The organism is Falsibacillus albus (assembly GCF_003668575.1).
GTDB classification, from domain to species: Bacteria; Bacillota; Bacilli; order Bacillales; family DSM-25281; genus Falsibacillus; species Falsibacillus albus.
Genome location: NZ_RCVZ01000002.1, coordinates 65458 through 80592 on the forward strand (window position 1 = coordinate 65458; position 15135 = coordinate 80592).

Annotated in this window: 17 protein-coding genes; 6 read left to right on the forward strand and 11 right to left on the reverse strand. The window is 40.1% G+C overall.

What is annotated here, in order from left to right; all coding sequences use genetic code 11:
- Position 1: 1 nt before the first annotated feature.
- The 6 genes from D9X91_RS02935 to D9X91_RS02955 form a co-directional block, all read right to left on the reverse strand.
- Positions 2-1045, reverse strand: coding sequence for an EAL domain-containing protein (locus tag D9X91_RS02935; protein ID WP_121679075.1), 1044 nt, complete (start codon positions 1043-1045; stop codon positions 2-4).
- 13 nt (positions 1046-1058) lie between these two features.
- Positions 1059-2639, reverse strand: coding sequence for a peptide chain release factor 3 (locus D9X91_RS02940; RefSeq protein ID WP_121679076.1), 1581 nt, complete (start codon positions 2637-2639; stop codon positions 1059-1061).
- Between the two features lie 170 nt (positions 2640-2809).
- Complete coding sequence (locus tag D9X91_RS02945; RefSeq protein ID WP_121679077.1) at positions 2810-3043, reverse strand: YueH family protein; 234 nt, start codon at positions 3041-3043, stop codon at positions 2810-2812.
- 127 nt (positions 3044-3170) lie between these two features.
- A complete protein-coding gene (locus D9X91_RS02950; RefSeq protein ID WP_158598221.1) occupies positions 3171-3566 on the reverse strand; it encodes a Mov34/MPN/PAD-1 family protein in 396 nt (131 codons plus the stop codon).
- Between the two features lie 13 nt (positions 3567-3579).
- Complete coding sequence (locus tag D9X91_RS22420; RefSeq protein ID WP_158598222.1) at positions 3580-3777, reverse strand: hypothetical protein; 198 nt, start codon at positions 3775-3777, stop codon at positions 3580-3582.
- A gap of 49 nt (positions 3778-3826) precedes the next feature.
- Complete coding sequence (locus tag D9X91_RS02955) at positions 3827-4735, reverse strand: hypothetical protein (RefSeq protein ID WP_121679079.1); 909 nt, start codon at positions 4733-4735, stop codon at positions 3827-3829.
- A gap of 238 nt (positions 4736-4973) precedes the next feature.
- Between D9X91_RS02955 and D9X91_RS02960 the strand changes: the two genes are divergently transcribed.
- The 3 genes from D9X91_RS02960 to D9X91_RS02970 all read left to right on the forward strand — a co-directional run bounded on the left by D9X91_RS02960 (position 4974) and on the right by D9X91_RS02970 (position 6610).
- Entirely contained in the window at positions 4974-5651 is a 678-nt protein-coding gene (locus tag D9X91_RS02960; protein WP_121679080.1) for a BMQ_0737 family morphogenetic spore coat protein, read from the forward strand.
- A gap of 80 nt (positions 5652-5731) precedes the next feature.
- A complete protein-coding gene (locus D9X91_RS02965; RefSeq protein ID WP_121679081.1) occupies positions 5732-6271 on the forward strand; it encodes a hypothetical protein in 540 nt (179 codons plus the stop codon).
- A gap of 21 nt (positions 6272-6292) precedes the next feature.
- Positions 6293-6610, forward strand: a complete 318-nt coding sequence (locus D9X91_RS02970) for a hypothetical protein (RefSeq protein WP_121679082.1) — start codon at positions 6293-6295, stop codon at positions 6608-6610.
- Between the two features lie 377 nt (positions 6611-6987).
- Here D9X91_RS02970 and D9X91_RS02980 read toward each other — a convergent pair whose 3' ends face one another.
- Positions 6988-7464 (reverse strand): glutathione peroxidase, encoded by a 477-nt coding sequence (locus tag D9X91_RS02980; RefSeq protein ID WP_121679084.1) that lies wholly within the window; start codon positions 7462-7464, stop codon positions 6988-6990.
- A 150-nt stretch (positions 7465-7614) separates the two neighbouring features.
- On the opposite strand from D9X91_RS02980, the gene D9X91_RS02985 reads away from it, so the two are divergent.
- A complete protein-coding gene (locus D9X91_RS02985; protein WP_233569505.1) occupies positions 7615-8676 on the forward strand; it encodes an aromatic acid exporter family protein in 1062 nt (353 codons plus the stop codon).
- Positions 8677-8717: 41 nt separating this feature from the next.
- Here D9X91_RS02985 and D9X91_RS02990 read toward each other — a convergent pair whose 3' ends face one another.
- The 3 genes from D9X91_RS02990 to D9X91_RS03000 are packed head-to-tail and all read right to left on the reverse strand — an operon-like array spanning position 8718 to position 11379.
- Positions 8718-9794: a GGDEF domain-containing protein gene (locus D9X91_RS02990; RefSeq protein WP_121679086.1), complete on the reverse strand. Its 1077-nt coding sequence runs from the start codon at positions 9792-9794 to the stop codon at positions 8718-8720.
- Positions 9795-10292 (reverse strand): hypothetical protein, encoded by a 498-nt coding sequence (locus D9X91_RS02995; RefSeq protein ID WP_121679087.1) that lies wholly within the window; start codon positions 10290-10292, stop codon positions 9795-9797.
- A 31-nt stretch (positions 10293-10323) separates the two neighbouring features.
- Positions 10324-11379 (reverse strand): M42 family metallopeptidase, encoded by a 1056-nt coding sequence (locus tag D9X91_RS03000; RefSeq protein WP_121679088.1) that lies wholly within the window; start codon positions 11377-11379, stop codon positions 10324-10326.
- A 222-nt stretch (positions 11380-11601) separates the two neighbouring features.
- Here D9X91_RS03000 and D9X91_RS03005 point away from each other — a divergent pair, with 222 nt between their 5' ends.
- Entirely contained in the window at positions 11602-12051 is a 450-nt protein-coding gene (locus tag D9X91_RS03005) for an SACOL1771 family peroxiredoxin (RefSeq protein ID WP_121679089.1), read from the forward strand.
- A 20-nt stretch (positions 12052-12071) separates the two neighbouring features.
- On the opposite strand, the gene D9X91_RS03010 is transcribed toward D9X91_RS03005, so the two are convergent.
- The gene (locus D9X91_RS03010) at positions 12072-13934 is read right to left on the reverse strand and encodes a motility associated factor glycosyltransferase family protein (RefSeq protein WP_121679090.1); all 1863 of its coding nucleotides are present in this window, start codon (positions 13932-13934) and stop codon (positions 12072-12074) included.
- Positions 13935-14130: 196 nt separating this feature from the next.
- Between D9X91_RS03010 and D9X91_RS03015 the strand changes: the two genes are divergently transcribed.
- Complete coding sequence (locus D9X91_RS03015) at positions 14131-15135, forward strand: UDP-N-acetylglucosamine 4,6-dehydratase family protein (protein ID WP_121679091.1); 1005 nt, start codon at positions 14131-14133, stop codon at positions 15133-15135.

Genomic DNA, 15135 nt, shown 5'->3' on the forward strand with positions numbered 1-15135 from the left:
ATTATTGTACCTCACACCAAAATGTGCCGGTCATTTTAGGGTGAAGCGACGGCTTTCCGATTAAATAGCCCTGCCCTAAGTGAATTCCTGCATCCCGGCAATAATACCATTCTTCCATTCTTTCAATTCCTTCAGCCAAAATGATAAACCCCAGTTTTTCAGCTAATTCAATCACTTCATTTAAAAAGTTTTGTTTCCTTCCATCCCTGTCACAGAACGAGATATACTCTCTATCAATCTTTACATAGTCAGGCTGAAGGCGTGAGAGCATGTCAATGGTTGCAAAGCCTGTCCCAACATCATCGAGCGCTACTTTCATCCCTTCCCTTTTATATCGATCGAGAACACTCTGCAAATGATGTACATCTTCAATTTTTTCAGTTTCCACCACTTCAAAAACTAAATCCTCAGGCTGAACCTTGTATTGCTCGACTATTTGGAATGTATGACGCAGGCAATATTCTGGATTATAAATCGTTGAGGGCAGGAAATTAATAAAGCTTTTAATCCCATCAGGAATGGATCCATGTCTTGTTTTAATAGCTGTTTCCCTGGCACGCTTATCAAGCAAGGAATGGAGGCCGGTACGATCTGCGAGCTGAAACAATTGGGATGGATTAATATTCGCCCCTTCATCTTCTGACCGTAAAAGGGACTCATATCCATAGATTCCGAGGTTTTGCATATCGACTATTGGCTGGAGATGGCTTACCATCCCACCATATTGAATGAACTCAATCATTTCTTTATTCCTTAAATACAGCAAGAATGTCTCGAAGGTAAACCACTTATTTGTTTCTTTCGTTCGGGATATTCCAACCTGCACCCCTTCAAACATATTGATTTTATTGCATGCTTCCATGATTGCAATTAACTCTTGAAACTGTTCAAAATGATAATAATATGTATTCATACTTTGTTGTAAAAAGCCTAAATTGCTCAATTCCTTCATTTGACGTCCATCATTCTCAGCCTTTTTAAGCAGAAAAAACCCTTGACTTAAAAAAGTAAAGGGTATTCCGCAATGGAAACAAGTAGTTTTCATTTTTTACCTCCAATTATTCAGATAAATCCATTGGGTTAATCAACTTGATAGTTGGATTTTTGTCTTGGAACCATCTTAGAGCAAAATCATTTTCAAATAAAAATAACTTTTTATCAAATCGATCTTTTACAAGCAAGCTTCTGGAATTGGATAGCGTGTCATCGATTTTCTCGTCCTCGAGCCAGCGTGCCACTTTTGAACCTAATGATTCCATGTTCACTTCTGAATTGTATTCATTTTTCAACCGGTGCTCAAAAACTTCGAATTGAAGCTGGCCAACTGCACCAAGAATATAATCCTCTGTATGGAGTGTTTTATATAATTGTATTGCTCCTTCTTGAACAAGCTGATGAATTCCTTTATGAAACTGCTTTTGTTTCATGACGTTCTTTGCTGTGACTTTAACGAAAAGCTCTGGTGTAAATTGAGGCAGTTTCTCAAACTGCATCGTTTTCTTCCCAGTTGTGATCGTATCCCCGATTTGGTAGGTGCCGGAGTCATACAACCCGATGATGTCCCCGCTGACCGCTGCATTTACAGTACTGCGGTCATCAGCTAAAAATTGAGTCGATTGGGATAGCTTCATCGATTTTCCTGTACGGGACAAAGTGACGTTCATCCCTCTTTCAAATTGGCCGGAGCAAATACGGATGAAGGCAATGCGATCCCTATGTGCAGGATTCATGTTCGCTTGGATTTTGAATACGAAACCGGAAAAATCAGTTGATGCAGGATCTACCATTCCATCATCGGTTTTCCTAGGCTGTGGAGATGGCGCGAATTGCAAATAGGTTTCCAAAAAGGTTTGCACGCCAAAGTTTGTCAATGCACTCCCAAAAAATACTGGAGATAGTGTTCCGTCCGCAATTCTTTCTCTTGAGAATTCATTTCCAGCTTCATTAAGCAAAAGGACTTCTTCCAATGCCTGCTCATAAATGGAAGATTCTTTCATTGGGTGATCGACGGCAAGCCCCCCATCCGCATCCAGCGGCAAGAAACGCTCAGATTCATCTGTCCTGAACTGCTCGATTCGATTGTAGAATCGGTCATAGATCCCTAGAAATTCTTTCCCCATGCCTATCGGCCAATTCATTGGATATGATTCGATGCCCAGTACTTCCTCCAGTTCTGCTAGAAGCTCCAGGGGCATTTTGCCTTGACGGTCCATTTTATTGATAAAGGTGAAGATGGGGATGCCTCTCATGCGGCACACTTTGAAAAGTTTGATGGTCTGGTCCTCGATCCCTTTTGCCGAATCGATGATCATGACAGCACTGTCAACGGCCATCAGTGTACGATATGTATCTTCACTGAAATCCTGATGTCCTGGAGTGTCAAGAATGTTGACACGATACCCATCGTATTCAAATTGCATAACTGAAGAAGTTACAGAAATCCCTCTCTGCTTTTCAATTTCCATCCAATCGGATGTCGCAAACTTTCCAGTCTTCTTCCCTTTTACGGTTCCTGCTGCCCGGATGGCGCCTCCAAATAGGAGCAGCTGCTCGGTTAAAGTTGTTTTCCCTGCATCCGGATGGGAAATAATGGCGAAAGTCTTTCGTGATTTTACTTCTTCTACAAATGATAATGTCATTGTTGTGTTCCTTTCTAACATAGGTTTCTATTCTTGTTTATCTCGCTCAAAACACCTATGATGCCCTTAGTCTTATAATATTGTTTGTATTTTCACTATTTTTAAAGGCTCTTTCTAAAAGTTTGCGGCTAATAAACAAAAGGTTGAGTCAGGCTGCAAACAACAAGCTTTTACATTTCCCGAGTCCATTGGAATATTCTATTGGATAAAACTTCTGATTCTTCTATTTTTGTCGAAAGCGAAGATTCCATTCTCTCAAGCAGAGCTGTTTTTTCTTCTTCATATGAAAATGTTGTGGACCATTCGAGTTGTGGCACTGCTACCATAAAGGATTCTTCCTTTTTGTTTTCATATATATATACTTTCGTCTCATGGCCATTCATAAAAGTTTTACGAATCTTCATCTTTATCTCCTTTAATAAGTGATTCATTTAGACGTTCTATCATTCCGATTACCATCATATCAAAATATACAGCCATTTGGACAGTGCACAAATTAAAAAAGCTTCTTACAATAAATGCAGGAAGCTCTCATTCAATTATGGAAAAAGGTATATTAATGTAAATTCCATTAATGATTCGATATATCTTTAACTGAGGGTTTCCATTTTTGTAAGACATGATCGCCATCTTCACCTGAGAATCCGGATGAAACTGGATGTCGGATTGAGAAGGGATGGGATTTGAATTTGGATGACTGTGATAAATGGCAAGAACCTCTTGTTCATAATGGGCTAGTTTATTGAAAACAATTTCAACGTGCTCTTGTCTGACATAAAAATTTTTATTGGTGTTGCTTTCATTTGGAAGAGCAAAGATGGACAAAATATGATCGTTCACCCCGCCGAGTATGCCGCATGCTTCTTTTGGAAGCTCCCTTTCTACAAAGTGAATGAGTTGATTATAAAGCTGTCTCGATAGCTTCATGAAAATTCCTACTTTACGTTTTCTTTTTCTTGAATAAGGAGAGGAAAGAAAAGGGATTTGATTGTGACTGATGGACGACCAGATCATTCTCTATTTTTTCCTGTTTCATTTCCTCCTTACTGATAGTCGGCAGCTCCTTGTTATCTATTTTGTTCTCAGGCTGGTTGTGGGAATTAACTTGATCCACAGATGGTGGTGCTTCCCCGTCCATGATTATCGCCTCGGATCTTGCTTCATTATGGAGGGTGGAATTGATGGATTTATTTATTTTTTTTTTTTAGCATATGCTGATTTCCATGTGATTGTTTATTATTTGATTTAGGTGCATAAATACTTTCCGCCCTCTGGATATCTCGAAATGAAAAGGAAGACGGTCTTGCTTGCTGTGAAGGTTCATAATATTGGGGTATTGGCTGGCTGGAAGAATAGTTTGGATATTGCTGCTGAGGCTGGGCATTTTGGGTATAAGGAAATTTCTTTTTCGGCTGCTGTGTTTGCGGTGGATAAGACGACTGGCTTTGTGATGCATATTGCGGTGGTGATGGCTGCTGATAAGATGTCTGGTTTTGGTTTCGGTTATCATATTGTTCGGATGCAGACTGCTGGTATGATTGCGGGGACTTAGGCTGCTCATATTGCACCGGCGCCTTCTCTACATATTCGTTTATTTCTTGATGATGGTGCTGTTCTTCCGCCTGAACGTTTTGCTCCAACAATATCTTCAATGCTTTTTGGATGTCACCAAGGATTGCATTATTGCTTTCAATCAAATTTTTCATCGGGTCAGCTGCAGGCTGTGACTTATTTGCTTCCACTGAGTGGGCAAGGACTTGAATTTTATTTGTCATGACGGAAAGCTGCTGCTGGATCCTGTCGACCATCCCTTTCAATTCATTGACTTCCTGCGACACTGCCTCGATCTCTTTTTCAAACTGTTGATTATTTTGATTCAGCTCATGAAAGAGCCTCTCGTTATCAAAGCTCATTTTGTTCAATCTCTCCTCTTTGAGACTAACCTGGCTGGTTAAATGCCGATTTGTTTTTTTCAGTTTCATATAATCATCCGTCAAATCGTTTTCCTTGTAATGTTGGACAAGCTTTTTATACTTTTTCAGCTCTTCATATAAATTTTTATACTCTGCGGACAATTGTTCGTTTCCCTGTTCCACTTTCGTCCCCCCTATTTAACTACAGGACTTTAACAATATATGTCGGCACACAGACAAGTGTGATGAACATACGCTAAGAAAAAGCAATCCCTTAATTTGTAAAGTTGGAAAAATGGCCTCGTGTCATAGGACAATAGCTTGTTTTCATCGAAAATATGCGCTTTCCCTAGTACACAAACATGCTATTTTTCATACTTTGAAACTGTAATAAAAAACTTTTGAAGGTGGTAGATTTTTTATGCAAGCACAGCCATTGCGCGGGGCTCAAGAGCTTTTGTGTATCAATGCAGAAAAAGTGTATGACTGGGTCATTCTTCAGTCAAGCGATTCAACAACCGTCACAGCAACCGGACTTGGATTGCCATCTGGATTCAATCCATGTGCCTCTGGAATTCTTGATCTAGAAGTCGCATGTATGTTGACAGATGCATCAGGAAATCCTGTTTCTTTATCAAATGGAGTGACATTTGAAGAAATCGGCGAACGTACTTCTCAGCAATTCGTCGTCGACGGAGCTCTTGTAACATTGCAAGACGTTTCTTGGGTCAAATCATTGTATGTGACCTTGGAATTCACTGGGGTATCAGGAGTGACTCCATTTGTTGTATCAAGTACTCCAATCTTATTCGAAATTCCTGAGTCTGCATTCTTGTGTGCTCCGGATGGAACTGACCTGTTGATCAGGTTGACTGATTTCTCCTGCCGTACTCGTGTAAACTGTACAGGTACAACTCTCGTCAGCGTTGATGTATTCATCAATCTTTGCCAAAGCGTTCAAACGTTTGCCAACGTCACAATCGAGCTTGAAGCAGAATTCTGTCAGCCGCGCGACATTATCAATGAACAATGTCCGTCTCCAATGATTCCGCCTCAATGCCCGGTGATCTTCCCGGCTAACGGACCAGCTGCCCGATAATAATCCTTTATTACCGTGCATACACTTTGAAGAGAGGGATTCCCTCTCTTCTTCTAATTTATATAGAATGTGGTGATATCATGAATGAAAATTCGGTGGTAGCCAAAATTCAGCAAATTAATGATCAAACCGATCATTACATAAAACAAATCCGCGAAGCCCATAAACTCTCTACCAAAGGTTCACACCTCTCTTTTGTCAGCTATTTCAGCCATTCATTGTCCGTTGCGGAAGAAAAAGGAGAAGATCATGTTCTGCTCGGCAATTATACCGTCAAAAATACAGGTACTGTCCCCATCCACTCGCCAGTTCTTTTCATTAGAATCCAATCTGACACAGAATTCTCATTTTCCGGAAAGTATAAACAAGGAAAGTCAACGGCAAATATTCAAATCCCATGGGAACGCCTCGAGGTGGAAGGATCTAATCCTTCCAGCGAATATTGGCTAAAGCCTTCCCGTGAAACCACTATTGGAGTAAATGAACAGGTCGTATTTCAGAATTTCCAGTTGAAATGGACCTACGAAAATCGGGCGCAGCTTCTTGTGGAAGGATTCACTTACAGCCAGGAGGTCAAGGAAGGAATCGCCTCATTGAACTCGATCTCGGTTCGGGGATAAATAGAAAAGGGGGGAGCTTCATTGGAAGAAAGTATGGAAAATCTGATTGAGAATGCAGTAAAGAAATATGTCCAAGATTACTTTCAGAATGAAGAAGGTGAAGGAAAGACGAATTTATATGAAGGCCAATCTGTCGTCCATGTCGACAATGGAAACCTTCCGATCGTTTTATTATATCTTTTCATGAATCAACAAAAACAATCATCGGCAGTCTCTATTCCCAAAACATCCAATCAGATGGAGATTGTCCAGGCACTCGATGAATTGATGAAGGATCAGAAAGAAAAGCTTGAAGGGCTTCTAAAAGAAATGCTCCCCTCAGATAAAAAAGGCTCCTAATCACCTTGGGAGCCTCTCTTTTTTAACAAAAGGAAATAGTCCTCTCGATTCTATTTGTCAATTTATCTGACTTTTTCTTAAAATACATATTGTTTGTGGTTAGAACGTTAGTCCGTTCCTTTCCGCTACAGGCACTTGCTTTCAGCGGGAGGGACGGGATCCTCCTCGGCTTCCTGCGGGGTCCACCGATTCCCTCTATTTCCCGCCGGAGTCAAGGCCTTCCGCTTCAATTCACTCAGCATTTCAAAATAAAACGTATATTGAAAGCCGGACAATCCCCCCTCAGTCTGGGCTGCGAGGAAGGCGAGCATCCTGCACCGGAAATTAACTTTGCACTTCCTATAAAGAATTGGATTAAACTTTACGAATAAAGCCTATTATTTAAGTAATTCAACTATTTCCTTTTCGAGTTTGGCCGGTTTTGTCTGTGGCGCGAATCTCCCCACCACTTTGCCTTCCTTGTCCACTAGAAATTTCGTGAAGTTCCACTTCACTTCCGAACCCATCATTCCTTTTTGCTCATTCGTCAAATACTTGAACAATGGATGGGCACTTTCCCCTTTTACATCTGTTTTGGCGAACATCGGGAAAGAAACGCCATAATTCACTTTGCAAAAATCCATGATCTCATCATTGCTGGAAAATTCCTGGTTCATGAATTGGTCGGAAGGGAAACCTAATATCTCCAATCCTTGATCGCTGTATTTTTCATAAAGCTCTTGCAGCCCTTCGAATTGTGGCGTAAACCCGCACTTGCTGGCAGTGTTTACGACAAGCAAAACCTTCCCCTTGTATTCGTCTAAAGAAACCTTCTCTCCATTTGGTTTATCTGCCATATAAGAATATATCTCCATTTATGAAAACCTCCGATTATTTCATTTTCATTATTTTACCTTATCCAAATTCAGATATGAAATAATAACTCTTTTCCGTAATCGGTTGTTTCTATTTGTGTATCCTTTATAATAGAAATGACGCTATATTTTAAAAAGAAGGTAATTGGATTGAAATATTTGAAACAGTGGAAAATCATTGGAGGAAGAACGGTCAAAACAGGAATAGCCGTTTTTTTTACATCATTAATATGTCATTTATTGAATTGGCCATCTGTATTTGCTGTGGTGACCTCGATTGTCACGATTGAACCGACTGCTTCGGATTCGATCCGCAAAGGGATGGTCCGATTTCCTGCATCGGCCATAGGAGCAGCATTTGCGATGGTCTTGACTTCCTATTTCGGGGACGAACCATTAACGTACGCATTTGCAGCTATATTTACAATTGCAATCTGCCATAGGTTGAAACTCCATGCCGGGATGGTGGTCGCCACGTTGACAGCGGTCGCTATGATCCCTGCAACACACGATCACTTTTTAATCAACTTCTTGGTAAGGTTGGGAACGACTACGATCGGATTGGTCGTTTCGACTGTCGTCAACCTATTCATCATGCCTCCTAACTATTCTAAAATTATTTTTAATAGTGTTCATAATCTATACATTCGCACAGGGAATATATTGGAACGGAGAATGATGGAAATTCTTCATCTTCAGCCTATTGAAAAGAGAACCAAGAACTTATTCATCGATTTGGTGAATGATTTGCGAAAGGCAGAAAAATTATGTGAATATCAAAGGGAAGAGTGGAAGTTTCATCGGAATTCGAAAGAGGAAATGAGGCAGCTGCATTATTTGCAGAAAAAGATCCACCTGCTCCGGCAAATCGTCTACCATTTAGGAAATATAATTTACATGCCATCCTCTTTGTATTGTTGGCCAGAAAACGAGAAAGAGAAAGTATTGACCGCGATTCAATCCTTGACGACAATCATCCAGGAACCGAGAGCGGAAATTACGGCTGAACACAATGAATTGATCAATGAGCTTGTCGGCACCTTCTGGGAGCAAAAAGGGCAAATTCCCACCGATCATTGTCATCATTTTTCACCTGAAACGGTGATTCTTTATGAATTGTTGTCCATTCATGATTTATTGGAAGAGCGGCGCCAGATTCAAGAATTCGAAATGCGCAGGCAAAAGGCGTTAGCTTCCCCAATTAGAGCGTAAAAAAAGAAGGTTTACAAGTTCACACTTGTAAGCCTTCTTTTTTATGCCGTTTCTCCCTTGTTCAACGCATTGTTCAATATGAATTTTTCGTTTTTCAAGGCAGCGCGATTTTTTCCTGATTTCTTTGCATAATAGAGAAGTTCATCAGCGCAAGTTATTACCTTTTCTGGTTCATCATGCTCTGCTATGGCTACGCCAAAGCTCATTGTGACGGACCATTGTTCAGTTGTAAAATGGGTCTCATTTAATTCCTTATTCAGTTCTCCAAAAAACTGAGGAAGTTCATCATTTGATTCAATGGGTAGAATGAAGGCAAATTCTTCACCGCCATAGCGGTATGCGCTTCCGTCATATTTAGGGAGAACATTCTTGAAAATCTTCCCGAGCGATTGAAGCACCTCATCCCCAATGAGATGTCCGTAGCTGTCATTTATTTTTTTAAACCCGTCGATGTCTCCTAATATAAGAATATATCTTTTACCGGACTTGTGGTAAAAACGGATTTCTTCCTGAAAGCAGCGATGGTTGTACAATTCTGTTAAATAGTCTTGATGAAGGAGGTTATTGATCAGCTCTTTCTCCCTTAAATGGACACGCTCCCTTAATACGATCATTGAACCAAATAGGCCGATCACCCAAAGAAAGACAATGGTAAACAAAAAATAACTTAAATCCACAAAGCTTACCGCATGAATATAAAAAATAAAGACGCCGAAGCCGAGTGAAATGAAAAAAGCTGAGATGAAGGCTCCTTTTGTCCTCCAATAAATCGTAGCATGAATGACAATGAGGTACGAAATTGGCAGCAAAGGGCTCTTTAATCCCCCTGTTAGCGCAAGAAGCCAAAAAAATGCGAGGTAATCGAAAACAATCCCGCATCTTGTGATATATGCAAAAATAAGGGAAGAATCCTTTGCTTTATAGAGAGCAAACTGGGTTATGGACATATATAGAATCCCTATCAGAAAGAGCGTCATAAAGCTATCTGTATGAAACCCGAGCTTCTCCGGAAATGGAGGTACGTAAAATAATACGAGTGATACAAGCAAAAAAAACCATCTTAAATAAGAAAATAGCTTTTCAGTTTCAAAATCATTTAAATAAAGACTGATTTTCATTTAATACCCTTCTTTTTTGCATGGATTGTATTTCTCAATAATAAATTCACCAATTTTCTCATTACCTTCGTTCAATTGGAGTACATCCATCATTTCAACCAGTTTCAACACTATTTCGGTTGGAAAAGACACTTCTTCAAATATGGAAATACAATTCTCACCTGTTTGACAGCAATTAATCTCTTTGCAGACAGGAAAAAGTTGAAGTTCACTGTCTGATGCTTGAGTCATCCACTTCATCAAAGCACTCCAACGAGTATGCATCGGCAAAAAGAATGATTTATATAATCCAGGTTCTTCAAGAAGGAATTCTACTTCTCTCTCACAAATCCCTCTAATTAGGAAATCTTTTTTCATCTCATTTCTATCTAGAAAAAATTGATCATTAGCCCATTTCAAAAAGAGGATTTGAAAAAATAATGCATTCGACTGGCAATCATATTTTGTACCTGAAAAAAAGTCTCTGTACAATGACTCGACCGTTTCCAACGAATCCATTGGTTCCCTCCTTCTATAAGCACGTGTTGGCTTATCTTTCGACGAGCGGAGACTTTACATATGCCAATAAGAGCTTTTCCGTATGATAAATGGAAGTTTCATGCGTTCGTTCAAAAGCATGGGATGCCTCAATGCCGGGACCGATCAATCCATGGATGATGTCGAATCCTGCCCGTATTGCCGCGGATGCATCCGATCCATAATACGGGTAAATATCGACTTTATATTCCACTTCATTCTCCTTTGCGATTTCAATAAGTTTTTTTCGCAGTCCATAATGATAGGGGCCGCTTGAATCCTTTGCACAAATGGAAACTGTATATTCGTCAGAGTTTTGACCGTCTCCCAGAGCTCCCATATCCACTGCTAAATATTCGACCGTTTCAGGGGTGATGTTTGAGTTTCCGCCATATCCGATTTCTTCATTATTTGAAATCAAGAAATGTGTTGTGACAGGCAGTTCGATGTTTTCCATTACGATATGGCGTATAAGTTCCAAAAGAATGCCTACACTCGCTTTATCATCCAGATGGCGTGATTTGATGAACCCACTCTCCGTCACCTGAACCCTTGGATCGAATGAGACAAAATCACCTTCCTGTATGCCCAATCTCCTTACTTCATCAGCGCTGGATACTTTTTCATCGATCCTGACTTCAATATTTTCATCGTTGCGAGGGGCATCACCCGCATTTTTATAAACGTGGACAGAGGTTTGATGCATCAATATGGTTCCGGTAAAGATCTTCCCTTCGTGCGTCTGTATCTCACAATATTCCCCTTCCACCGAATTCCAGCGAAAACCACCGATCATAGATAACTTCAATCTTCCTGAAGGTGTGATGCTTTTCACCATGGCTCCAAGTGTATCTACATGAGCGGTCAACATCCGGTGCCGGTTATCATCTTGACCGGGCAGCGTGATGAGCAGACCGCCCTTTCGATTCCTCTTCATTTCAATGGATAAATCCGACAAAGAATTTTCTACAAATGAAATGATTTTCTCGGTATTGCCTGAAGGACTTGGAATCGATACAAGTTTTTTTATCATGTCAATCGTATTACTGCTGTTTGGATATGTATTCATGATATGCCTTCCCCCTTGTTTTTTAGTTCTATTATATCATCAATGCTCATCTTTAGGATGTTTTGCCTCTCTTGGCAATTTGTCTTAAAATATATACTTGGTACATAAAGGCTTATGACCCCAATATGGGTAACAATAAATATTATATTATTCATTAAAACATCGCTCACCATTCTGGGGGACATCGATATCATAAGCGATTATGAGAAAAGGAGGCGTTGTATGGCTCAGCATATATTCCATTTAAAAGCGGAATGGCCTGGCGGCAGGAATAGCGTTGGAAAAATCGAAACCGGTGAATTGAAAACAAGCGTTTCCATACCACCTGAAATGGATGGTCCGGGAGTGGGGACCAATCCGGATGAGATGCTCCTCGGTGCTGCTGCAACCTGCTATATCATCACCCTGGCTGCTATGCTTGAACGCAGCAGAATCGAAGTTATTCAAAATTTGAAAATGACCACTGAAGGAACAGTTGAAGTTAAAAATGGGATCATCACCTATAAGAATATCTCTCATATGCCCATCATAACCGTTCACAAGAACTCCACAGAAACAACAATCTCCAAAATTAAAAGGCTTGTGCATAAAGCTGAAGACAGCTGCATGATCTCAAGAGCAGTCAGAGGAAATGTGGAAATTCAAGTCAACGAAACGATTGAAATGATTTGATTATCAAAGAAGCTGATTCATCATGGAATCAGCTTCTTTAAAATTTTTTCATGTGTTTCGGTTAAGTCTTTTGCGATTTCCATGGCATATTCGAAGCATTTCATAACATATTGCTCGATTGCATCCACCATTTCACTTTTTTGAAGATGAAAACGGTCGATCTCTTTGGCACTCTGCATTTTATTTGTAAACACCTCATAACCTAAAGCATTGACTTTAGTGATAAAAACTCGATAAAATTCATTTTTGTTCATTTCCTGTAAGAGTTGGTTCGTTTTATTTAGCCAAGTATTGATTTTTTGAATAGATTTACGCTGAGAAATCATAGATTTATTTTTTTCCAGATTTTTTGTGAAGTCTTTTTCCAAATCTAAGAATTCATTCATTTTCTTTTCCATCTGCTCCATTTGCTTGATCAACGTTTCCTTATCATAAGGAATCCCATCCTTTATCCTCCAGTCTGTATCATCAATTCTTTTCATCAGACGATTTTCCATTAAATGATCCAATGCAATAAAGTCAGTACCTTTAATATTGGCTCCGCCTTTTGTGGTATTGATTGTTTCTACATTGAATTTTTCAATATACTCCTCCAGTAAAATCCTCATTTCATGAAAGGTGGGATCCGTGGTGATCCAATTCCCTTCTACATCTTCGACCAACATCTTTCCCTGAGCCATTTCCTCATCGGTCAGTTTTGTATCACGCCATTCGTATGAGATCCCTTCGGCATAGTATTGCCCTTTTCGAAAAGCTAAATTTTGCCCGACTAAAATGATCGGGCTGCACCCCAGCCTTGCCAGCGTTTCATAGGTGAAAATGGCGATCGAATAAGCATCATTGACTACATCCGGTTTTCTTCCCCCCTCTTTGATCAAGTAGGATTGTGAAACGACATCTTGTGAAGTTATCACATGATATTTCTCGCCTGGGTATTGTTCAAGTGAATCCCTGTATATACTCGTTCCATAGATGATCGGGATGGTCGAAATGTTATTTTTGACAATTTCCTCAAAAACATGGACATTTGCCCGCTGCGGCTCAAATGAACATACAGCATCCGGATAAATCTCATTTTGTACAAGCGCGCGGTTGGCAGATCCAACCGCAAAGATATACGCTAGTTTCTTTTCCTTGATGCTGCGAAGATTTTCCAGCTCATCTTGCAGCGAAGGACCCGCTGAAACGATGATGGCAGGCTTATTTTGAAAATGGCGTTTTTTATCCAGGATGGCTTCTGTATCAATCGTTGTGGGGAAGTTTCCTATTGAATTTTTGATCCAATTCAACTGATTGATTCCTAGGGTCGATAAATTAATTCCTTTTTTATTGAACGAGTTCTTTAAGCATTGAATAAATCCAGAATAATCATCTGGAAATTTCTTCTCATAGCTCGGCAGCGGGATCACCAGGACCCTTCCCCCTATCACCCTTGCGACTTCATCGGTTATTATCGATATATCCTCTCCTATTGGAAGGAAAACGCCTTTAAGGTGCTTGTTTAGAAACGGTGATACACTCCGGTTATTCAGAAGGAGATAAAAAACCTCTTCAAAAGGCTCAAAAATCGTAAACTCATTGTTGGGGAACATCCTTAAAAATTCTTCTATATGATAGCCCATGCCCATTCCCCAAAATATAACATGTGTTTCTTCATTTATTTTAGCTGATTGTTCCTCGATGATATTTTGCGCCTCTTCTCTCATGGCTTCAAATCTATGGATATACCATTGCTCGGATGCGTACCTACATACGATGTTTTTCTCGTTTTCAACAGACCAAGCCATTTCAAATTTCCCAAGCGGCTCAAATTCGAACATATGATCAACTAATGCAGGATTACAAAAATGTGTAAGAAGAATTAAGTTCTCTTGAAACATCATTCAATCCACATCTCCCCATATTCCATAATTTCACTTTAACAATATTCATATGTTCGATTTTATGAATGGAATTTTTGAAACATGAAAACTCCAAAAATAAAGTACGAGACCACTGCTTTTCCAAACGTTCTAAATACATCAGCAGTTTTGTATAACATATATAAGGGAAATTCCATTACTTCTTATAGGGGGAGCTATGTTTAAAAACAAGCGGATTTTAATTACAGGAGGTACAGGGTCTATTGGCAGCGAGATTGTCAGGCAAGTACTCGAAAAATCCCCAGAAGTGATCAGGATATACAGCAGGGATGAATCCAAGCACTTCCAATTGCAGCAGGAATTTGCCAATCATGAAAATATCCGGTTTCTTGTCGGGGATGTAAGGGATAAAGACCGCCTCGCCTATGCGACTAAAGAAGTTGACATCATTTTTCATGCGGCTGCGTTAAAACATGTTCCATCCTGCGAGTTCAATCCATTTGAAGCTGTGAAAACAAACGTTCTAGGAACACAAAATGTGATTGAAGCAGCCATCGCCAATAAAGTTCAGCGAGTGGTCTCAATATCCACTGATAAAGTGGTCAACCCAGTCAATACGATGGGGGCCACCAAACTATTATCAGAAAAAATCCTAATGGCTGCTGAATTATATAAAGGCAATTCACCAACTAAATTTTCATGTGTGCGATTCGGCAATGTGATGGGATCACGCGGTTCGGTCATACCTCTATTCAAAGCGCAGATTCAAAAAGGGCTGCCCATAACATTGACACATCAAAATATGACCCGCTTCATGATGACAATAAAAGACGCAGCCACCCTTGTGCTTCAGGCAGCTGAAAAAGGTATTGGCGGAGAAACATTTGTCCTAAAAATGCCGATCATCAACATTCATGATTTAGCTGAAATTCTACTTGAAGAGCACCTTTCAAATCATAGGAAGCATATCCATCCGGGCATCGTCGAAATTGGCATCCGGCCGGGAGAGAAGCTTCACGAAGAACTTATGACATTGGAAGAGTCCGAACGTGCCTATGAGAGCAGCAGCATGTATATGATTTTACCAATCGGGCCAATGAGAAAGGAGATTCCCCCTGACTTTAAAAAAGCGAAAAGAAGAGCATATGTATCAAGTAAATCTGCTGCCATGAGCAAAGAAGACATTCGCAGCCTTCTTAGCCTAAAAGGATTTCTTGATTGA